The 21,181-nt window shown below is 68.2% G+C and carries 17 protein-coding genes; 9 read left to right on the top strand and 8 right to left on the bottom strand.

Annotation, left to right across the window (positions count from 1 at the left end; genetic code table 11):
- Nucleotides 1-156 precede the first annotated feature (156 nt).
- The 4 genes from rplI to rpsF all read right to left on the bottom strand — a co-directional run bounded on the left by rplI (nt 157) and on the right by rpsF (nt 1,866).
- On the bottom strand, nt 157-603 hold the full coding sequence (gene rplI / locus ACFUJR_RS25410; RefSeq protein WP_315894947.1) for a 50S ribosomal protein L9: 447 nt from the start codon (nt 601-603) through the stop codon (nt 157-159).
- 18 nt (nt 604-621) lie between these two features.
- Nucleotides 622-858: a 30S ribosomal protein S18 gene (rpsR, locus tag ACFUJR_RS25405; RefSeq protein ID WP_005315025.1), complete on the bottom strand. Its 237-nt coding sequence runs from the start codon at nt 856-858 to the stop codon at nt 622-624.
- Between the two features lie 58 nt (nt 859-916).
- Entirely contained in the window at nt 917-1,501 is a 585-nt protein-coding gene (locus ACFUJR_RS25400; RefSeq protein WP_383174029.1) for a single-stranded DNA-binding protein, read from the bottom strand.
- 74 nt (nt 1,502-1,575) lie between these two features.
- Nucleotides 1,576-1,866: a 30S ribosomal protein S6 gene (rpsF, locus tag ACFUJR_RS25395; protein WP_004950685.1), complete on the bottom strand. Its 291-nt coding sequence runs from the start codon at nt 1,864-1,866 to the stop codon at nt 1,576-1,578.
- 284 nt (nt 1,867-2,150) lie between these two features.
- Between rpsF and ACFUJR_RS25390 the strand changes: the two genes are divergently transcribed.
- From ACFUJR_RS25390 to ACFUJR_RS25380, 3 genes are all read left to right on the top strand, one after another.
- Complete coding sequence (locus tag ACFUJR_RS25390) at nt 2,151-2,450, top strand: hypothetical protein (RefSeq protein WP_383174032.1); 300 nt, start codon at nt 2,151-2,153, stop codon at nt 2,448-2,450.
- Between the two features lie 126 nt (nt 2,451-2,576).
- Complete coding sequence (locus ACFUJR_RS25385; protein WP_383174035.1) at nt 2,577-3,695, top strand: lipid II:glycine glycyltransferase FemX; 1,119 nt, start codon at nt 2,577-2,579, stop codon at nt 3,693-3,695.
- Nucleotides 3,696-3,791: 96 nt separating this feature from the next.
- Nucleotides 3,792-4,823: an alanine racemase gene (locus tag ACFUJR_RS25380; protein WP_383174038.1), complete on the top strand. Its 1,032-nt coding sequence runs from the start codon at nt 3,792-3,794 to the stop codon at nt 4,821-4,823.
- Nucleotides 4,824-4,850: 27 nt separating this feature from the next.
- Here ACFUJR_RS25380 and ACFUJR_RS25375 read toward each other — a convergent pair whose 3' ends face one another.
- The 3 genes from ACFUJR_RS25375 to ACFUJR_RS25365 all read right to left on the bottom strand — a co-directional run bounded on the left by ACFUJR_RS25375 (nt 4,851) and on the right by ACFUJR_RS25365 (nt 9,049).
- Nucleotides 4,851-6,371, bottom strand: a complete 1,521-nt coding sequence (locus ACFUJR_RS25375; RefSeq protein ID WP_383174041.1) for a glycosyltransferase family 87 protein — start codon at nt 6,369-6,371, stop codon at nt 4,851-4,853.
- 126 nt (nt 6,372-6,497) lie between these two features.
- Nucleotides 6,498-8,879, bottom strand: coding sequence for a transglycosylase domain-containing protein (locus tag ACFUJR_RS25370; protein ID WP_383174073.1), 2,382 nt, complete (start codon nt 8,877-8,879; stop codon nt 6,498-6,500).
- On the bottom strand, nt 8,876-9,049 hold the full coding sequence (locus ACFUJR_RS25365) for a hypothetical protein (protein ID WP_383174076.1): 174 nt from the start codon (nt 9,047-9,049) through the stop codon (nt 8,876-8,878). Before ACFUJR_RS25365 ends, ACFUJR_RS25370 begins: the two co-directional genes overlap by 4 nt.
- Before the next feature lie 532 nt (nt 9,050-9,581).
- Between ACFUJR_RS25365 and ACFUJR_RS25360 the strand changes: the two genes are divergently transcribed.
- The 3 genes from ACFUJR_RS25360 (at nt 9,582) to ACFUJR_RS25350 (ending at nt 12,730) form a co-directional block, all read left to right on the top strand.
- Entirely contained in the window at nt 9,582-10,262 is a 681-nt protein-coding gene (locus ACFUJR_RS25360) for a helix-turn-helix transcriptional regulator (RefSeq protein WP_383174044.1), read from the top strand.
- A 48-nt stretch (nt 10,263-10,310) separates the two neighbouring features.
- A complete protein-coding gene (locus tag ACFUJR_RS25355; RefSeq protein ID WP_383174047.1) occupies nt 10,311-11,393 on the top strand; it encodes an inositol-3-phosphate synthase in 1,083 nt (360 codons plus the stop codon).
- Between the two features lie 77 nt (nt 11,394-11,470).
- The gene (locus ACFUJR_RS25350; RefSeq protein WP_383174050.1) at nt 11,471-12,730 is read left to right on the top strand and encodes an MFS transporter; all 1,260 of its coding nucleotides are present in this window, start codon (nt 11,471-11,473) and stop codon (nt 12,728-12,730) included.
- 74 nt (nt 12,731-12,804) lie between these two features.
- Here ACFUJR_RS25350 and ACFUJR_RS25345 read toward each other — a convergent pair whose 3' ends face one another.
- Complete coding sequence (locus ACFUJR_RS25345; RefSeq protein WP_383174053.1) at nt 12,805-14,247, bottom strand: CCA tRNA nucleotidyltransferase; 1,443 nt, start codon at nt 14,245-14,247, stop codon at nt 12,805-12,807.
- Nucleotides 14,248-14,431: 184 nt separating this feature from the next.
- On the opposite strand from ACFUJR_RS25345, the gene ACFUJR_RS25340 reads away from it, so the two are divergent.
- The 3 genes from ACFUJR_RS25340 (at nt 14,432) to ACFUJR_RS25330 (ending at nt 20,851) form a co-directional block, all read left to right on the top strand.
- Nucleotides 14,432-16,750, top strand: coding sequence for a DUF6049 family protein (locus ACFUJR_RS25340; protein WP_383174056.1), 2,319 nt, complete (start codon nt 14,432-14,434; stop codon nt 16,748-16,750).
- Nucleotides 16,751-16,795: 45 nt separating this feature from the next.
- Complete coding sequence (gene murJ, locus ACFUJR_RS25335) at nt 16,796-19,006, top strand: murein biosynthesis integral membrane protein MurJ (protein ID WP_383174059.1); 2,211 nt, start codon at nt 16,796-16,798, stop codon at nt 19,004-19,006.
- Nucleotides 19,007-19,123: 117 nt separating this feature from the next.
- Nucleotides 19,124-20,851 (top strand): protein kinase family protein, encoded by a 1,728-nt coding sequence (locus ACFUJR_RS25330; protein WP_383174062.1) that lies wholly within the window; start codon nt 19,124-19,126, stop codon nt 20,849-20,851.
- Nucleotides 20,852-21,181: the final 330 nt, after the last annotated feature.

Genomic DNA, 21,181 nt, shown 5'->3' with positions numbered 1-21,181 from the left:
CGGCCACAACACGCTGAGTTTTTCACGGGAAATGGGGGATGAGGGGGAGGCGCCGGTTTCCAGGGGAAACGATGTTCCTGGGGAGAGGAAACCAAGGAAAGGGGGGAGGGGCCACACCCTGGGGGGGGCGCCCCTTCCGTACTGCTGAGAGCAGCGTTACGCGGCGACGACCTCGACGCCGAGCTTCGCGGCAACCTCGGGGTGCAGACGCACGGACACCTGGTGCGAGCCCAGGGTCTTGATCGGCGAACCGAGCTCGACGCGACGCTTGTCGACGTCGGGGCCACCCGCGGACTTGATCGCCGTGGCGATGTCGGCCGGGGTCACGGAGCCGAAGAGGCGGCCGGCGTCGCCGGAGCGAACAGCCAGACGCACCTTCACGCCCTCGAGCTGGGCCTTGATCTCGTTGGCCTGCTCGATGGTCGCGATCTCGTGGATCTTACGGGCGCGGCGGATCTGCGCCACGTCCTTCTCGCCACCCTTGGTCCAGCGGATCGCGAAACCACGCGGGACCAGGTAGTTGCGAGCGTAACCGTCCTTGACGTCGACGACATCGCCGGCGGCACCGAGGCCAGAGACCTCGTGGGTCAGGATGATCTTCATTTTTCGGTCACCCTTCCCTTATCGCGCGGTGGACGTGTAGGGCAGCAGCGCCATCTCACGGCTGTTCTTCACGGCCGTGGCGACGTCACGCTGGTGCTGCGTGCAGTTGCCGGTCACGCGGCGGGCACGGATCTTGCCACGGTCGGAAATGAACTTCCGCAGCATGTTCGTGTCCTTGTAGTCCACGTACGCGGTCTTGTCCTTGCAGAACGCGCAGACCTTCTTCTTAGGCTTGCGCACAGGCGGCTTCGCCATGGTGTTTCTCCTGTGTGATCAAGAAGTTTGGGTACGAGCTGCCTTCGAGGGGAGTGCCCTAGAAGGGGGGCTCGTCCGAGTAGCCGCCGCCGCTGGAGTTTCCACCCCAGCCGCCTCCGCCGCCCTGCTGCTGGCCGCCGCCGGCCGGCGCGCTGGTCGCCCACGGGTCGTCGGCGGGAGCACCGCCACCGCCCTGCTGGCCACCGCCGGAGTTTCCACCCCAGCTGCCGCCGCCCTGCTGGCCGCCACCGCCGCCGTAGCCACCCTGGCCACCTCGACCGGTGGTCTTGGTGACCTTGGCCGTGGCGTTCTTGAGGCTGGGGCCGACTTCCTCGACGTCCAGCTCGTAGACCGTGCGCTTGACGCCCTCGCGGTCCTCGTACGACCGCTGCTTCAGCCGGCCCTGCACGACGACGCGCATGCCTCGCTGGAGCGACTCGGCGACGTTCTCCGCCGCCTGACGCCAGACCGAGCAGGTCAGGAACAGGCTCTCGCCGTCCTTCCACTCATTGGTCTGACGGTCGAAGGTGCGGGGGGTGGACGCGATACGGAACTTCGCGACCGCCGCACCGGACGGGGTGAAGCGCAGCTCGGGGTCGTCGACAAGATTGCCGACGACCGTGATGACGGTCTCGCCTGCCATTGGATGAACCTCTCGGCGGGATTGCTTCTGGCTGCTTACTGCTACTCGAACCCGATGACCTCTGAGCTAGATGCTCAGTGGGTCTCGGGGCGGAGGACCTTGGTCCGGAGGACCGACTCGTTCAGGTTCATCTGGCGGTCGAGCTCCTTGACGACCGCAGGCTCGGCCTGCAGGTCGATGACCGAGTAGATGCCCTCGGGCTTCTTCTTGATCTCGTAGGCGAGACGACGACGGCCCCAGGTGTCGACCTTCTCAACCTTTCCGTTGCCCTCACGGACGACGGAGAGGAAGTTCTCGATCAGCGGGGAGACAGCGCGCTCCTCGAGATCGGGGTCGAGGATGACCATCACCTCGTAGTGACGCATGTGGAACCCACCTCCTTTGGACTCAGCGGCCACGGTCGTTCCGTGGCAGGAGGGTCGTGATGCGTAAGCAACGGTATCGGCCGCCACTGACAATGCCCCTCGGCGAGCGAGGAGACCGTCGCGGTCCGGGACGGACCAGGGCAGACACCGGTGCAGACCGTACAGAGTACCCGCACATCCGCTTCCGGTTGAAATCCGGTGGTGGGGGGACGCAATCTGTACACAACGGATGTCGGCGGCGCTACGATGCGCCGCCTTCCCGCAGCCACGCCAGGAGGTGCCCCATGGCACAGGCAATGCGACCCGACCCCGGACATTCCCTCCTCGCCACCGACGGCAGGTCCCACCCGCTCCAGGACACCATGGTGGCGGTGACACTCTTCCTCGGAGTCCTCTCCTTCATCACCGCGCAGTTCCACAGCCTGCACGTACTGGCTTCCTGGTCCGGACTGATCGGCATCATGGCTGGCGCGTTCGGCCAGTTCATCTCCGTGACCACGAGGGAGCGCTTCGCCTTGATCGTCGGGCTCGGCGCCTCGGCGGTGGGCTTCTATCTCGGCATGTTCTACGGGGGCCTCGCCTGAGGCATCCGGGTCGGCCACGGAACCAGGGACACACGTCCCGTCGGGGCGCTCCCCGGTCACAGTAGGCTTCGGCGCGAGAGCCGGAGCCCCTGAACCGATGGGGACACACCTGCCGAGGAGCGCCCCGTGAGCCTGACCCTGAGGACCATCAGCCGTGAGCAGCATCTGGCATTCATCCAGAGCCGGCCCTCGGCGAGCCACTGCCAGGTCCCGGCGTGGGCTGATGTGAAGACCGAGTGGCGGTCGGAGAGCCTGGGTTGGTTCGACAAGTCCGGCGAACTCGTCGGCGCGGGCCTCGTGCTCTACCGTCAGCTGCCGAAGATCAAGCGCTACCTGGCCTATCTGCCCGAGGGCCCGGTCATCAACTGGTACGCCCCGAACCTCGACGACTGGCTGCAGCCGATGCTCGCGCATCTCAAGCAGCAGGGCGCGTTCTCCGTGAAGATGGGCCCGCCGGTCGTCATCCGCCGCTGGGACTCCGCCGCGATCAAATCCGGCATCCAGGACCCGGACGTGAAGCGCCTGAAGGACGTCGAGGCCTCGCACATCGAGCCGCGTGCCTTCGAAGTCGCCGACCGGCTGCGGAAGATGGGCTGGCAGCAGGGCGAGGACGGCGGTGCCGGCTTCGGTGACGTCCAGCCGCGCTACGTCTTCCAGGTACCGCTCGCCAACCGCTCACTCGACGACGTCCTCAAGGGCTTCAACCAGCTGTGGCGCCGCAACATCAAGAAGGCCGAGAAGGCCGGTGTCGAGGTCGTCCAGGGCGGCTACGAGGACCTGGCCGAGTGGCAGCGCCTGTACGAGATCACGGCCGTGCGCGACCACTTCCGCCCGCGCCCGCTCTCGTACTTCCAGCGCATGTGGACCGTCCTCAACAACGAGGACCCCAACCGCATGCGGCTGTACTTCGCCCGTCACAACGGTGTGAACCTCTCGGCGGCCACGATGCTCGTGGTCGGGGGGCACGTCTGGTACTCCTACGGCGCCTCCGACAACATCGGCCGCGAGGTCCGGCCCTCCAACGCGATGCAGTGGCGGATGCTGCGCGACGCCTATGCGATGGGCGCGACCGTCTACGACCTGCGGGGCATCTCGGACTCACTCGACGAGACCGACCACCTCTTCGGTCTCATCCAGTTCAAGGTGGGAACGGGCGGCGAGGCGGTGGAGTACGTCGGCGAGTGGGACTTCCCTCTGAACAAGCTCCTGCACAAGGCGCTGGACATCTACATGTCGCGTCGCTGACGGCCCGGCCGTCGCGCCCGTAATCTCGTACGTAATCTCGTAAGCCTCGTACACACCTTTGATACACCGCAGCCACAGAAAGGTTCCGGGCCGGCCATGGCGCTCTCCCTCTACGTCGACACCGCTCGCTGGCGGGCGCACCAGAAGTCCGTGATCGACCAGTTCCCAGGCCTGATCCCCGTCTGCAAGGGCAACGGCTACGGCTTCGGCCACGAGCGGCTGGCCGACGAGGCCTCCCGGTTCGGCTCGGACATGCTCGCCGTGGGCACCACGTACGAGGCCGCGAAGATCAAGGACTGGTTCGGCGGCGACCTGCTGGTCCTCACCCCGTTCCGGCGGGGCGAGGAGCCGGTGCCGCTGCCGGACCGGGTGGTCCGCTCCGTGTCCTCCGTGGACGGCGTGCACGCCCTCGTGGGCGCCCGTGTGGTCATCGAGTGCATGAGCTCGATGAAGCGCCACGGCATCCTCGAAGAGGAGCTGGGACGGCTGCACGCGGCCATCGAGGACGTACGACTCGAGGGCTTCGCCCTCCACCTGCCCCTGGACCGCACGGACGGCACCGACGCGGTCGAGGAGGTCATCGGCTGGATGGACCGGCTGCGGGCCGCACGGCTGCCGCTGCACACCATGTTCGTCAGCCATCTGCGGGCCGAGGAGCAGGCCCGACTCCGGCAGCAGTTCCCGCAGACGCGGTTCCGCGCCCGGATCGGCACCCGGCTCTGGCTGGGCGACCACGAGGCCACCGAGTACCGCGGGGCGGTCCTGGACGTCACGCGCGTCGCCAAGGGTGACCGTTTCGGCTACCGCCAGCAGAAGGCCGCCTCCGACGGCTGGCTGGTGGTCGTCGCCGGCGGTACCTCCCACGGGGTGGGCCTGGAGGCCCCCAAGGCGATGCACGGTGTGATGCCGCGCGCCAAGGGCGTGGCCCGCGCCGGCCTCGCGACCGTCAACCGGAACCTTTCGCCGTTCGTCTGGGCCGGCAAGCAGCGATGGTTCGCCGAGCCGCCGCACATGCAGGTGTCGATCCTGTTCGTGCCGGCCGACGCGCAGGAGCCGAAGGTCGGCGACGAACTCGTGGCGCATCTGCGGCACACCACGACGCAGTACGACCGGCTCGTCGAGGGATAGCCCAAAGGCTAGCTCGCCCGCGGGTCGCTAGCCTGCCCGCGAGTCCCGGGGAGCCCCGTCCGCGGGGACACCCCACTCCACACGCGGCCCCTCCACGGCCGGGGCCGCGTGCCGGGCGGGGTGGGCCGCCCTGCCCCGTACGAAAACGTCCTCAGCACCGTCCAGGACGCCCCCGGAGGGGTCGTCCGAGCCGTCCTGCCGCACCACGTCCCGCTCGGGCGCCAGGATGTCGCGCACTACCACCGCGCACAGGTACAGCGTGCCGACCAGGTGCAGCACGATCGCGAAGTGGTAGCCGTCCGTCGGCAACCCCTGCTTGTTGCCGCTGGTGGTGAAGGCCAGGTACATCCAGATGCCCAGGAAGTACATGACCTCGCACGCCTGCCAGATCAGGAAGTCCCGCCAGCGCGGCCGGGCCAGCGCGGCGAGGGGGATGAGCCAGAGCACGTACTGCGGCGAGTACACCTTGTTCGTCAGCACGAACGCGGCCACGATCAGGAACGCCAGCTGTACGAACCGGGGCCGTCGGGGCGCCGTCAGCGCCAGGACGGCGAGGCCCGCGGCGACGAGCGCCATCAGCACCATGGTGTACGTGTTGGCGCTGCCGGGGGAGATCTGCTCGCCGGTGCGCTGGCTGATCAGCAGCCAGACGGACCCGAAGTCGACGTTCCGCTCCTCGTTGAAGGCGTAGAACTGCTTCCACCCCTCGGGCGCGAGCAGCATCACCGGCAGGTTCACGGCGAGCCACACACCGGCCGCCCCGATCAGCGCCGCGCCGAACTCCCGCCAGCGGCCGGCCCGCCAGCACAGCAGGAACAGCGGCCCCAGGATCAGGAACGGGTAGAACTTCGCCGCGATCGCCAGGCCGAGCAGGGCGCCGAACGCAAGCGGCCGGCCGCGCGACCACATCAGTACGGCGGCCGAGGTCAGCGCCACGGCCAGCAGGTCCCAGTTGATGGTCGCCGTGAGCGCGAACGCGGGGGCCAGGGCGACCAGGAGGGCGTCCCAGGGACGGCGGCGGTGCGTACGGGCCACGCAGACGGCCATGACGACGGCGCAGACCATCAGCATGCCCGCGTTGACCATCCAGTAGATCTGCTCGCGGTGCACGAGGTCGCTGCCACCGGGCGTGAGCCAGGCCGCGACCTGCATGAACAGACCGGTGAGGACCGGGTACTCCAGGAACTCTATGTCGCCGCTCAGCCGGTCGAAGTACGGGACCAGCCCCTCGGCGAACCCGCGTCCGACGAAGAGATGGGGAATGTCGGAGTAACAGGCGTGGGTGTACTGCGAGGTGGTGCCCCGGAACCATGCCCAGTCGTAACACGGGATCTTCTGCACCATGCCGAGCGCGAACATCCCGATGGCCACCAGCGCGATCACCCGCACAGGGGTGAGCTGCCCGGTGCCGAGGAGGGCCCGGCGGCCGACCGGCCCGCCGATCAGTTCGCTGCCCGCCGCGGCGACCTCGTCGCGACGGGTGGGGCACACCGTCGCCGGGTTCTGCGACCGGTCCCGCTGCGGACTCGTCTTGTGGAGGCTCGGCATGGGGACATCCTGCCGTACGTCCCAGGGAAACGGTGAGGGCCGCCGTACCGGGCGACGTACGTATGCGTACGTGCCGGGTACCGCGGCCCTCAGGGCGTTACCGGACGGGTCCCGGTGAGCGGGCCGTCAGCCGCCCAGCCAGCCGCTTCCACCGCCGTTGGGCCTGCCGGTCTCGGTGTCTGTCGGCGTCGGTGACGTCGGAGTCGTCGGAGCCGTCGGTGTTCCCGTCACGCCGCCGTCCTGGCCGCCGTCCTGGCCGCCGTTCTGACCACCGCTGTCGTTGCAGGGCCAGTCCCACACGTCACAGGTCTTGTCCGGGCCCGGCGACTTGCTGGGCGTCCGCGACGGCGTCTGCGAGGGGGTCACGGTCGCGGACGGAGACTCCGACGGGGTCTCCGTCGGCGTCGGCGTGGGACTGGGAGCACCGCCGCCGAAGACGGGCTCCGCGTCCAGGTCCTCCGGCTCCGGGAACGACTCGACCTTCATGCCCTTCAGCGCGTCGGTCATGTAGTCCTTCCAGATCTGCGAGGGGAAGGACGAACCGTGGATCTTGGGCTGGGCGCCGGTGCCGAACATCGACTCGAACTTGCGACCCTGCTTCGTCTCGTCGTCGTCGAAGCGGTACATGTCGATCGCGGTCGAGAGGTTCGGCGTGTACCCGACGAACCAGGCCGAGTTGTTGCCGTCGGTGGTACCGGTCTTGCCGGCCACGTCCCGGCCCGGGATCGCGGCCTTGCGGCCGGTGCCCTTCGGGTGCTCGACGACATCACGCAGGACGTCGGTCACATTGCTGGCGATCGCCGAGGAGAAGGCCCGCTCGGTCTTAGGCTCGTGCTTGTAGATGACCTGACCCTTCTCCTTCACCTCCTTCACGGAGAACGGTTCGTTGCGCTCACCGTTGTTCGCGAAGGTCGCGTACGCGCCGGCCATGCGGATGGCGCTCGGGTCGGAGATGCCGAGGGAGAACGACGGCACGTTGGCCTTGACCAGCGAGCTCTCCCGCAGACCGGCCTTGACGGCCGTCTGGCGGACCTCGTCGATGCCGATGTCCATGCCGAGCTGGACGTAGGGCGAGTTGGCGGAGCGGATCATCGCCTCGCGCAGGCTCATCGGGCCGTAGCTCGCGTCATCGTCGTTGACCTGGAGCCACTCCTCGCCCTTCTCGTTGTGCCAGACCGTGCCGTCGTAGTTCTTGATCCGCAGCTTGTTCTTGCCGGAGTAGCGGCTCTTGTTCGGGTCGACGATCGTGCGGGTCGTGGAGTCCTGGACCTTGCCCTCGTCGGGGTCGCGGACGCCGTACTCCATGGCCGCGGCCAGCACGAATGGCTTGAACGTCGATCCGACCTGAGCACCGGTCTGGTCGGCGTTGTTCGTGAAGTGCTTGGTGGCGTCGGTGCCGCCGTAGATGGCGACGATCTCACCGGTCTTCGGATTGATCGAGGCGCCGCCGAACTGGACGTGCGTGTCCGTCTTCGGCCGCTTCTTCGGGTCGATGTGCTCGTCGTAGACCTTCTTGATGGAGTCCTCGAGAGCCTTGACCTTCTTTTTGTCGAAGGTCGTGTAGATCTCGTAGCCGCCCTGGGAGAGCTGCTTGTCGTCCATCCCCGGATGGTTGTTGATGAAGTTGGCCTTGGCCGTGCTCACCAGGTAACCGACCTGACCGGTCAGCTGGGCGTTCTTCTTCGGCGGCTGCACCCTGGGGAAGGCCGGGTACTTCGCCCGGTCCGCCGCGGTGATGTGCTGGTCCTTGACCATTTCGTCGAGGATCCACGACCAGCGGTCCGTGGCTCGCTTCAGGTTCGCCTGCGGCGTCGCCCGGGGGTCGATCTCGGTGGAGCCGGCCGGGTCGTAGTAGGTCGCGCCCTTGAGGAGCGAGGCGAGGAACGCGCACTCACTCGTGTTGAGGTGCTTGGCGTCCTTCCCGAAGTACGTCCGGGCCGCCGCCTGGATGCCGTAGGCGCCGCGCCCGTAGTACGCGGTGTTCAGGTAGCCCGCCATGATCTCGGGCTTCTCCATCTCGGCACCGACCTTGATGGAGATGAAGAGCTCCTTGACCTTGCGAGACAGGGTCTGCGACTGGTCGTTGAGCAGGTTGTTCTTCACATACTGCTGGGTGATGGTCGAGCCGCCCTGCGTCTCGCCGCCCTTGGCCATGTTCCAGACGGCGCGGCCGATGCCCATCGGGTCGATGCCGGAGTCGTCGCGAAACGTCTTGTTCTCGGCCGAGATCACCGCGTTCTGCATGTCCTTCGGAATCTGGTCGATCCCGATGATCTGCCGGTTGACCTCACCTCCGGTGGCAGCCATCTGCGAGCCGTCGGACCAGTAGTAGACGTTGTTCTGCGCCTTGGCGGCCAGAGCCTCCTTGGGGATCCCCACCTGGGAGTACGCGATGGTCGCCGCGCCCATCACCAGGCCGAGGAACGCCAGGCAGAGGCCTGAGACGAGCTTCCAGGAAGGCACCCAGCGGCGCCAGCCGTACTTGTCGTACCGCGGGTAGTCGATCAGGCGCTTCCTGCCCGGAGGGCGGCCGCCTCCACGGCCGCGACCCGGGCCACCGCCCTGTCCGCCGCCTCCACCACCACGCCGGCCACCGCCGTGACCGCCGCCCGCGCCGCCGTCGGGCGCACGCCGCCGGCCTCCGCGCTGCGCGGCACGACGAGCCTCGGCCCGTCCACCGTAGGTGGGCTCCTCTCCGTACCCAGACGAAGGGGAGCCGGTGCTGACATCCCGTCCCTGGGCCGACCGGCTGCCATGGGGCTGCTGGGCGGCGCGCCGGGCCGCCACGCGGCCGCCACTCGGCGGCTGCGACTGCGGCATTTTGCGACGATGCTCGCTCATCGAACGACTACTCCTCGGGCAGGCGCGTACGCCTGGAAGCGGCAGTTGAGTTCCGGTCCCCCCGAAATGCGCACGGCCGAGCCTCACCAGAAGCCCTCCCGTACCGCAGCCGGTCACCCCGATCACTGACGCACTGCGGCGTCTCTCGGTTCCCGGTGGTCTGCATGCCGCACAGACTACGCACGGCCAAAACCCACCTAGAGGCGAAGTTCACCCCAAATCGGGCAAGTCAGTTGCTGTGAATTGATGATGTGACGCCGGTCACCGTGGCCCCACTTGTCGCAGCAGGATGGCCGTTCTATCGTCGTGATGTATCGAGTCGATACATCAGTACGGCATAAGGGCACACGACAGCGGAGGAGGGGACGGATGAGCAGACGCTCGGGAATCCTCGAGTTCGCCGTTCTCGGCCTTCTCCGCGAGGCGCCCATGCACGGGTACGAGCTGCGGAAGCGGCTCAACACCTCGCTGGGCATCTTCCGGGCCTTCAGTTACGGGACCCTCTATCCCTGCCTCAAGACGCTGGTCGCCAACGGCTGGTTGATCGAGGAGCCGGGCAGCGCCCCCGAAGATGCCCTCGCCGCGTCACTCGCAGGACGCCGCGCCAAGATCGTCTACCGGTTGACGGCCGAAGGTAAGGAGCACTTCGAAGAGCTCCTCTCCCACACCGGCCCGGACACCTGGGAGGACGAGCACTTCGCCGCCCGCTTCGCCTTCTTCGGTCAGACGGAGCGCGAGGTGCGGATGCGCGTACTGGAAGGCCGCCGCAGCCGGCTGGAGGAGCGTCTGGAGAAGATGCGCGCCTCTCTGGCCCGCACACGCGAGCGCCTCGACGACTACACACTTGAGCTGCAGCGCCACGGAATGGAGTCCGTGGAGCGCGAAGTGCGCTGGCTGAACGAGCTCATCGAGAGCGAGCGGGCGGGACGGGATCAGCGATCCGGTCCCGACGCCCCCGCTCAGCACGACAACGATTCTGGAGAAACGGGCGGCCTGCCCCGGCACGGGGGCAGTACCCGGCCGGATCCGTCCGACGACACCGCCAAGTGAATCCCTGCATCCCGCAGGGCTTCCACGATCACACAGGGAGCAACCGGAATGGGTTCGGTTCGCGTAGCCATCGTCGGCGTGGGCAACTGCGCCGCCTCGCTGGTACAGGGCGTCGAGTACTACAAGGACGCCGACCCGGCGTCCAAGGTGCCCGGCCTGATGCACGTCCAGTTCGGCGACTACCACGTCGGTGACGTGGAGTTCGTCGCCGCCTTCGACGTCGACGCGAAGAAGGTCGGCCTCGACCTCTCCGACGCCATCGGCGCCAGCGAGAACAACACCATCAAGATCTGCGACGTCCCGAACTCGGGCGTCACGGTCCAGCGCGGCCACACCCTCGACGGCCTCGGCAAGTACTACCGCATGACGATCGAGGAGTCCGCCGAGACTCCTGTGGACGTCGTCCAGGTCCTCAAGGACAAGCAGGTCGACGTACTCGTCTGCTACCTGCCCGTGGGCTCCGAGGAAGCCGCGAAGTTCTACGCGCAGTGCGCCATCGACGCCAAGGTCGCCTTCGTCAACGCTCTCCCGGTCTTCATCGCCGGCACCAAGGAGTGGGCTGACAAGTTCACCGAGGCCGGTGTCCCGATCGTCGGTGACGACATCAAGTCCCAGGTCGGCGCCACCATCACGCACCGCGTGATGGCGAAGCTGTTCGAGGACCGCGGTGTCCGTCTTGAGCGCACCATGCAGCTCAACGTCGGCGGCAACATGGACTTCAAGAACATGCTCGAGCGCGACCGCCTCGAGTCGAAGAAGATCTCGAAGACCCAGGCCGTCACCTCGCAGATCCCCGACCGCGAGCTGGGCGAGAAGAACGTCCACATCGGCCCGTCGGACTACGTGGCGTGGCTGGACGACCGCAAGTGGGCGTACGTCCGCCTTGAGGGCCGCGCCTTCGGTGACGTTCCGCTGAACCTGGAGTACAAGCTCGAGGTGTGGGACTCCCCGAACTCGGCCGGTGTCATCATCGACGCGCTGCGTGCCGCGAAGATCGCGAAGGACCGGGGCATCGGTGGCCCGATCCTCTCCGCTTCTTCGTACTTCATGAAGTCCCCGCCGGTGCAGTACTTCGACGACGAGGCGTTCGCCAACGTCGAGAAGTTCATCAAGGGCGAGGTCGAGCGCTAAGGCGCTGATCCACTTCGTCGATCGAGGGTCCCCGGTGTTTCACCCGGGGGCCCTCGTCGTATGTGAGTCTTGCTCCCATGCCCGTCGTACGTGATCTGCGCGTACTCCTGCGCCTGACGAACTTCCGCCGCCTCCTCGCCGTCCGTCTGCTCTCCCAGTGCGCCGACGGGGTCTACCAGGTGGCGCTGGCCACGTACGTCGTGTTCTCCCCCGAGAAGGAGACCTCTCCCGCGGCCATCGCCTCCGCCATGGCCGTCCTGCTCCTCCCGTACTCCCTTATCGGCCCTTTCGCGGGCGTGCTCCTGGACCGCTGGCAGCGACGCCAGGTCTTCCTGTACGGAAACCTCCTGCGGACCCTCCTCGCCTGCGGTACGGCGGTGCTGATGCTGGCCTCTGTACCCGACTGGCTCTTCTACGCCTCCGCCCTGTCGGTGACGGCGGTCAACCGCTTCGTCCTCGCCGGCCTCTCCGCCGCACTGCCGCGGGTCGTCGACCCCGAGCGGCTCGTCGTCGCCAACTCCCTCTCCCCGACGGCCGGCACCGTGGCCGCGACCGCGGGCGGTGGTCTGGCCTTCGGAGTACGCATCCTGTCCGAGAACTCCGACGCCGCCGTCGTGATGCTCGGCGCCCTCCTCTATCTCTGCTCCGCCCTCGCCTCCCTGCGGATGCCCCGGGAACTCCTCGGCCCCGACCCGGACCTCATCCAGCCCCGGCTTCGCGCCGCACTGGCCTCGACGGCCCATGGACTTGTGGCGGGACTGCGCCATCTGGCCGAGCGGCGGCCCGCGGCCCGCGCACTGACCGCGGTGACCCTGATGCGCTTCTGCTACGGCGCCCTCACAGTGACCGTGCTGATGCTCTGCCGCTATGCCTGGAGCTCCACGGAGTCGGAAGGGCTCGCGCTGCTCGGGCTCGCCGTGGCGTTCTCCGGGGCGGGGTTCTTCGCGGCCGCCGTCATCTCACCCTGGGCCATCGGGCGGTTCGGCCCCTTCGGCTGGATGATCGTGTGCGCAGGTTCCGCGGCCGTTCTGGAGCCCGCGCTGGGGCTTCCCTTCGCGCAGACCCCGCTCATGATCGCGGCCTTCCTCCTGGGGCTGGTCACCCAAGGCACCAAGATCGCGACGGACACGGTCGTCCAGACGTCCGTGGACGACGCCTATCGCGGACGGGTCTTCGCGCTCTACGACACGCTCTTCAACGTCGCCTTCGTAGGCGCGGCCGCGGTCGCGGCGCTGATGCTGCCGCCCGACGGCCGGTCCGCCCCTGTCGTGGTGATGGTCGCCGCCCTCTATGCGTCGATCACCTTGATGCTGTGGAGCCGACGGAAGGAGGGGTGATGTTTCACGTGAAACATCACCCCTCCGTCGATGCCGCGCGTCGATGTTTCACGTGAAACATCGACCACCCCGGCTCAGTTCTGAGCCGCCCACCACTCCTTGAGCGCCGCGACAGCCGCCTCGTGCCCCATCGGCCCGTTCTCCAGACGCAGCTCCAGCAGGAACTTGTACGCCTGCCCGACGGCCGGGCCGGGGCGGATGCCGAGGATCTCCTGGATCTGGTTGCCGTCCAGGTCGGGACGGATCGCGTCCAGCTCCTCCTGCTCCTGGAGCTGGGCGATCCGCTCTTCCAGTCCGTCGTAGGCCCGCGAGAGGGCGCCGGCCTTGCGCTTGTTCCGTGTCGTGCAGTCCGAGCGAGTCAGCTTGTGCAGCCGCGAGAGGAGAGGGCCCGCGTCGCGCACATAGCGGCGGACGGCGGAGTCGGTCCACTCACCGGTTCCGTAGCCGTGGAAGCGCAAGTGCAGCTCCACCAGACGCGAAACGTCCTTGATCATCTCGTTCGAGTACTTCAGCGCCGTCATGCGCTTCTTGGTCATCTTCGCGCCGACCACCTCATGGTGGTGGAACGAGACACGCCCGTCCTTCTCGAAGCGGCGGGTGCGGGGCTTGCCGATGTCGTGCAGCAGCGCGGCGAGACGCAGCACGAGGTCCGGACCGTCCTCCTCCAGGTCGATCGCCTGGTCGAGAACGGTCAGGGAGTGCTCGTAGACGTCCTTGTGCCGGTGGTGCTCGTCACTCTCGAGCCGCAGCGCCGGCAGCTCCGGCAGCACATGGCCCGCCAGACCCGTGTCGACGAGCAGACCGAGCCCCTTGCGGGGGTGAGCGGAGAGCAGCAGCTTGTTGAGCTCCTCCCGGACCCGCTCCGCGGAGACGATCTCCAGACGCCCGGCCATCTCGGTCATCGCGGTGACGACCTCGGGGGCGACCTCGAAGTCGAGCTGGGCGGCGAAGCGCGCCGCGCGCAGCATGCGCAGCGGATCGTCGGAGAACGACTCCTCCGGGGTGCTGGGGGTGCGCAGCACCCGCGCGGCCAGGTCGTCGAGGCCACCGTACGGGTCGACGAACTCCTTCTCCGGCAGAGCCACGGCCATGGCGTTGACGGTGAAGTCACGCCGGACGAGGTCCTCCTCGATGGAGTCGCCGTAGGAGACCTCGGGCTTGCGCGAGGTGCGGTCGTACGCCTCGGAGCGGTACGTCGTCACCTCGATCTGGTAGCCGCTCTTCTGGCAGCCGACCGTACCGAAGGCGATCCCTACCTCCCAGACGGCGTCGGCCCACGGGCGGACGATCTTCAGGACGTCCTCGGGTCGTGCATCGGTGGTGAAGTCGAGATCGTTGCCGAGCCGCCCGAGCAACGCGTCCCGCACCGAACCGCCGACCAGCGCGAGGCTGAACCCTGCTTCCTGGAAACGGACGGCGAGGTCATCGGCGACAGGGGACACGCGCAGTAGTTCGCTGACCGCGCGGCGTTGCACCTGGCTCAGTGCAGTCGGGGTGTCTTCGTTGGCGTTCGGCACAACAGAAAAGGGTACGTGCCCCGGCCCCCGCCGACGCCCCCCCCTTTCTCTGGGGTCCGGTGATCCGGTCGCCATCGGCTGGAGCAGTCCCCGGCACTTGCTCCCAGCGTGCCTCGTTACCATGCGTGGACACAGCAACGGGGAACCACCTGCACCACTGATTACGACGAGGACGGGCGAACGCGTGGCCGAGGCGGCAGACATCCAGGGGACCCTTCCCTCACCTGCCCGTCGGTGGCTACGGCGCACAGCATCCCTCCTCGCCGGGGCGCCCCTCCTCGCCGGGCTTCTGCAGGGCACGGTGGCCCCGCCGGCCGTAGCTGCGGCCGCCATGGAACCGTCGGCCGTGGCCGCTGAAAACGCCACCGGCTCACGCACGGTCGATGTGTCTCTCGACACGCTCAAACCGACCGCCCCGGTGGAGGGCGACACGGTCACGGTCTCCGGGACGGTGACCAACAAGGGCAAGCAGACCGTGACCGACGCCACGGTGGACGTCAGGGTCGGCCCGCGGATGACGAGCCGGAGCGAGATCGAGCAGATCTCGGGCCGTACCGGTTTCCGGGCCGGAAGCGACCCCTCCCCTCTCGGCGGCCGCTACACGGTCAAGATCCCCCGCCTCGCGGCCGGACTCAGCAAGGACTTCACGCTCTCCGTCCCGGTGGACAAGCTCGGACTCGACGACGAGGGCGTCTACCAGCTAGGCGTCTCCCTCTCGGGCCAGACCGCCTCCCAGCCCGGAAAGCGCGTCCTCGGCATCGAGCGGACCTTCCTCCCGTACCAGCCGGAGGCGACGGAGAAGAAGACCCAGCTCACCTACCTCTGGCCGCTGATCTCCTCGGCTCACGTCTCCGCCCAGACCGGCACCGACGATCAGCAGACGCCGGTCTTCGAGAACGACGATCTGGCCGCCGAGCTCGCCCCAGGTGGGCGCCTGGACCAGATGGTCACGCTGGGCAAGGAGCTTCCCGTCACCTGGGTCATCGACCCGGACCTGCTGGCCACCGTCGACGCCATGACGCGGAGCTATCAGGTCAAGGACGGCACGGGCACGGTGCCGGGCGCGAAGCAGGCAGTCGCCGAGCGGTGGCTGGACGCGCTGCAGAAGGCCGTGGTGGGCCGCAAGGTCGTCGCCCTGCCGTTCGCGGACCCGGACATCGCCTCCCTCGCCCACCGCGGCAAGGACGTCCCCGGCTCACTGAGCCACCTCCGGCCGGCGACGGAGCTGGCCGGGACGACCGTGGAGACCATCCTCCACGTGAAGCCGTCCACCGACTTCTCCTGGCCCGTGAACGGAGCCGTCGACCCCTCGATCATGGACGTGGCGACCTCGGCGGGCGCCCACAAGGTGATCGCCCGCAGCGACAGCTTCCAGGACGACCTCTCGTACACGCCGACGGCGGCCCGCCCCATCGGAGGCGGTACCACCGCCGTCGTCAGCGACGCCTATCTCTCGACGGCCTTCGAGGACGACATGCTTCCCGCCGGGAACTCGATCCTCGCCGTCCAGGAGTTCCTCGCCCACACACTCGCAGTCACCCTGGAACAGCCCGAGCAGCAGCGCAGCATCGTGGTCGCCCCCCAGCGGATGCCGACCACGTCGCAGGCACAGACCATGGCGACCGCACTGCGCGGTCTGACAGCCCAGCGCTGGACGCAGCCGCTCGACCTCATCGCGGCCTCCGCCGTGAAACCGGACCCCGACGCCGCCACCAAGGTGCCGGGCGCCTCCCGCTACCCCCGTGCACTGCGCAAGCAGGAGCTTCCGGTCGAGGCCTTCCGCGACATGAAGAGCACCCGCGCGGACCTGGACGACTTCAAGGTCATCCTCACCCTGCCCGACCGCGTGGTGACGCCGTTCGGCAACGCCATCAGCCGCGAGATGTCGACCTCCTGGCGCGGCCAGGCCCCCTCCGCTGCGCTGTACCGGATCACGGTGCACCAGTACCTCGAGAGCCTCACGCGCGAGGTCCAGCTCGTCGACAAGTCGGATCTCACGCTCTCCGGACGCAGCGCCACCATCCCGGTGACCGTCCAGAACAAGCTGCTGCAGGGCGTGGACGACCTCGTCCTGAGGCTGACCTCCGGCAACAGGACGCGACTGAAGCTCAACGGCGGCGACGCCGTCGCCGAACTCCCGGTCAAGATCGCCGCCGGGCACAGCCAGTCGGTGAAGTTCACCGCCTCGGCCAACGCCAACGGTCCGGTGCCGATGACGGCCCAGCTGTTCACCAAGGACGGCACACCGTACGGACAGGAGATGACCTTCACCGTGAAGGTCTCCGAGATCACTCCAACCGTGATGCTCGTCATCGCCGGCGGCGTGCTGCTCCTCGTCCTCGCCGGAGCCCGGATGTACACCCAGCGCAAGCGCGCGGCGGCCCGAAACGCCGAAGCGGAGACTGCGGAGGGCGACGATCCGGAGCAGCCGAGTGACCCTACGCCGGACACCGGTCCCGAAAGCGGCGACCCGTCCGACGCGGGTGAGAAAGTGGACCGTTGAGCGATGTCGTGGCCGGTCGGCCGGGGACGATGAGGTGGGGTAACCATGAACGCGCCGTACGACGGTGACCGCGGCCAGGGCGTGGGCGGCACCGAGCCGTCCGGCGGAACGCCCGCGGCGACCCCGGGATCCGGCCGACCGCCGGGCCCTCCGTCGCAGCAGCAGCCCGCCTCGGACCCGTACGCCCAGAACCAGTACGCCCAGGACCCCTACGTCCAGGACGCCTACACCCACGACCCCTACCAGGCACGGGACCTGTCCGCGCAGGACCCGGTGACCGAGGCGCTCTACGACCGCGCCGCGCACCCCCCGCCCCCACCGGGTACCTACCAGGAACCTCAGCCGCTCTACCAGCAGCCCGCGGCGCCGCAGCACGCTCCTGACCCCCGGGTGTGGGCGCAGACCCCGGCCCCCGAGCCCGACGGCCCCTCGCGTCATCTGCCGTACGGCGACGACGCCCGTACCGTCCAGTTCACCGGGGTGGACGACCTCGTGACCCGGGCCGGCGACGAGCAGCCCGAGCCGGACGCCTTCGCCCATCTCTACCGGGACCAGCAGACGCCCGGCCAGGTGCCCCCGCCCGCCCCGGAGCCGAATCCGATGCCCGCTCCCGCACCGAAGAAGTCCGGCCGCGCCTCCGGCCTCCTGAAGTCCAGCGCGGTGATGGCGGCCGGAACCCTGGTCTCCCGCCTCACCGGTTTCGTCCGCAGCCTGGTGATCACCGGAGCGCTTGGCGCCGCCCTGCTCGGTGACACCTTCACCATCGCGTACACCCTGCCGACGATGATCTACATCCTCACCGTCGGCGGCGGCCTCAACTCGGTCTTCGTGCCACAGCTCGTCCGCTCGATGAAGAACGACGAGGACGGCGGCGAGGCCTACGCCAACCGGCTGCTGACCCTGGTCATGGTGGCGCTCGGTGCCATCGTGGTCATCGCCGTCTTCGCCGCCCCGCTGCTGATCCGGCTGATGTCGAACACCATCGCCGACGACGCCGCGGCCAACAGCGTCGCCGTGACCTTCGCCCGCTACTGCCTGCCCACGATCTTCTTCATGGGTGTGCATGTGGTGATGGGTCAGATCCTCAACGCCCGGGGCAAGTTCGGCGCGATGATGTGGACCCCGGTCCTCAACAACATCGTCATGATCGTCACGTTCGGCCTGTTCATCTGGGTCTACGGCACCTCCGCCGAATCCCAGATGGGCGTGCAGACCATCCCCGACGACGGGATCCGGCTGCTCGGCATCGGCACCCTCCTCGGCCTGGTCGTCCAGGCGCTGGCGATGATCCCGTACCTCCGGGAGACGGGCTTCCGCTTCCGCCCCCGCTTCGACTGGAAGGGCCACGGCCTCGGCAAGACGGTCAAACTCGCCAAGTGGACCGTGCTGTTCGTCCTCGCCAACCAGGCCGGTGTGCTCGTCGTGACCCAACTCGCCACCGCGGCGGGCGAGGAGTCCGGCAAGAACGGCGCGGGCTTCCTCGCGTACTCCAACGCCCAGCTGATCTGGGGCATGCCGCAGGCCATCATCACCGTCTCGGTCATGGCCGCCCTGCTGCCCCGCATCTCCCGCGCCGCACACGACGACGATCCCGGCGCCGTCCGCGACGACATCTCGCAGGGCCTGCGGAACTCCGCCGTCGCGATCGTCCCGGTCGCCTTCGCCTTCCTGGCGCTCGGCGTCCCGATGTGCACCCTGCTCTACGCCTCCAGCGGCGTCCAGGCCGCCCAGGGCATGGGATTCATCCTGATGGCCTTCGGCCTCGGCCTCATCCCGTACTCGGTCCAGTACGTCGTCCTGCGCGGCTTCTACGCCTACGAGGACACCCGGACGCCGTTCTACAACACGGTCATCGTCGCCGCCGTCAACGCGGCTGCCTCGGCAGCCTGTTACTTCGTGCTCCCCGCCCAGTGGGCCGTCGTCGGCATGGCCGCCTCCTACGGGCTCGCCTACGCCGTCGGTGTCGGCGTCGCCTGGCGGCGCCTGCGCAACCGGCTGGGCGGCGACCTGGACGGCGCTCACATCATGCGGACCTACGCCCGCCTCTGCCTGGCCTCGCTACCCGCCGCGATCGTGGCAGGCGCCGTCGGCTTCGGCCTGTTGAAGCTTCTCGGCGAGGGTGCTCTCGGCTCGCTCGTGGCCCTGCTGGTCGGCGGCGCTGTCCTGCTCGGCGTCTTCTTCGTGGCCGCCAAGCGCATGCGGATCGCGGAGCTGAACTCCATGGTCGGTATGGTCCGTGGACGCCTGGGACGATAGGAAGCAGCTGCCGCGCAACCATCGTCGGCTGCCGCGTGTCGTGCATAGCGGCCGACTGTGGGCACAATTGGCATGGCTGTTGGATGTGGCGCAACGGATGGGGAGGCAGGAACGACGGTGGCGGAACGTAGCACGGCTGCCGTCGACGTGGCCGACAACAGCGGTGACGACCCGCTGACCGCCAAGGCGGAGAAGGCCGCGACCGACGGGGTGGCGGAAGCGCAGGACACGGTGGAGAAGTCCGCCGAGGTCGTAGAGGACGACGCCGCTCAGCGGCAGAACGGCGAACAGCCCTCCATCGAGACTCCCGAGCTGCACAGCGGCCACAAGTTGGCCAAGCGCTACCGCCTGGAGGAGTGCGTCACTCGTCTGGACGGTTTCAGCAGTTGGCGTGCCGTCGACGAGAAACTTCGACGTGCGGTCGGGGTCCATCTGCTGCCGGCCGACCACCCACGGGCCCGTTCGGTCCTCGCGGCGGCCCGTTCCTCGGCGCTGCTCGGTGACCCCCGATTCGTCCAGGTCCTCGACGCCGTCGAGGAGAACGACCTCGTGTACGTCGTGCACGAGTGGCTTCCGGACTCCACCGAGCTGACGGCGCTGCTCGCCGCCGGTCCGCTGGAGCCGCACGACGCCTATCAGCTCGTCAGCCAGGTCTCCCAGGCCATGGCCGCCGCGCACCGCGAAGGCCTGGCGCACCTCCGTCTCACCCCCAGCGCGGTACTGCGCAGCTCCACGGGCCAGTACCGGATCCGCGGCCTGGCGGTGAACGCCGCGCTGCGGGGCATCAGCGCCGATCGCCCCCAGCGCACCGACACCGAGGCCATCGGCGCCCTGCTCTACGCGGCGCTGACCCAGCGCTGGCCGTACGACAGTGACGCCTACGGTCTCTCCGGGCTGCCCAAGGGTGTCGGCCTGCTCCCCCCCGACCAGGTGCGGGCCGGGGTCCACCGCGGTCTCTCCGAGATCGCGATGCGCGCCCTGGCCAACGACGGGGCCACCGCCTCGCGCCAGGAGCCGCCCTGCACCACTCCGGACGAGCTCGCCAAGGCAGTCGCGGCGATGCCCCGCATCCGCCCGCCGGAGCCCGAGTTCCCCTCCCCGCCCGACTACCAGCGCACGACCTACCAGCAGGGCACCTACGGACGCCCGCAGCCCCGCCCGGGCGTCGCGGTCACCCAGCCCGTGGTCGCGCCCCCCGCCCCGCTCGAGAGCCGCACCGGCAGGGTCCTGAAGTGGGCCGTGTCGGCGCTGCTCATCGCCGCCCTCGGCCTCGGCAGCTGGCAGATCGCGGACCGGCTCCTCGACCAGAAGACCGCGAGCACGCCCGACAATCAGCAGCCCGAATCCAACGACAAGCCGACGCCACAGGAACCCGCGCCCTCTCTGGAGATTCTCCAGGCATTCGAATTTTCGCCCCACGGGCCGGGAATCCAGGAAGACCAGGTGGGAAATGCGATCGACAACAAACCAAGCACCTCCTGGATAACCCCTCAATATAAGAATTACGCAAACTTCGGCAACCTTCCCAACAGGCAAGAGGGAAGCGGCGTAATTGTGGATCTGGGTGCGGTGAAGAGCCTTACAGGTCTACGCGTGTCTCTTTACAGGACTGGGCATACGGTCGAGGTCCTCGCCGCTGATGGCGCATCAGGGAAACCTGGGAGCCTCACCGACTTCCCCCACCGGCTGAGCTCGCTCGAAAAGACTGGAAGCGAGATCACCATGCAGGCCAAGGAACCGATCCGCACTCGCTACGTTCTTGTTCGCATCACTGAGCTGCCTACGGATGGTTCGCCCAATCTTTATCGCGGAGGGATCTCCGAGATCAAGGCATTCGGCAACTGATCAGACTCCAGGCATCAGCGGCTAGGCACGTGGCCCAGGTTCCGGGGGCTCAAACGGACGGTCGGTGGGGAGAAGACGCCCCTTCACCCACCGACCGTCCGAAAATTTGCACTAGCCGCAGTGCCCCCAGCCCGAATAGTCTCCAGCGTTGCCTACACGTCCACCGAATCGCACGCAGTTTCCGGACGCGTAGATGCTCTTGGGACCAGCATAGTAAGAGAAGTACCCGGCGTCGCCGACTTCAGTTCCCCCGAGGACCTGAATCCAGGCCTCCATCCACAGCTTGACCCCGGGTGTGCGTGACGTGGTAATCACACAGTTGCTGCCGTT

It is taken from the genome of Streptomyces sp. NPDC057271, from assembly GCF_042668715.1.
Taxonomy (GTDB): domain Bacteria; phylum Actinomycetota; class Actinomycetes; order Streptomycetales; family Streptomycetaceae; genus Streptomyces.
This window is presented reverse-complemented; position numbering and strand designations above follow the sequence as displayed.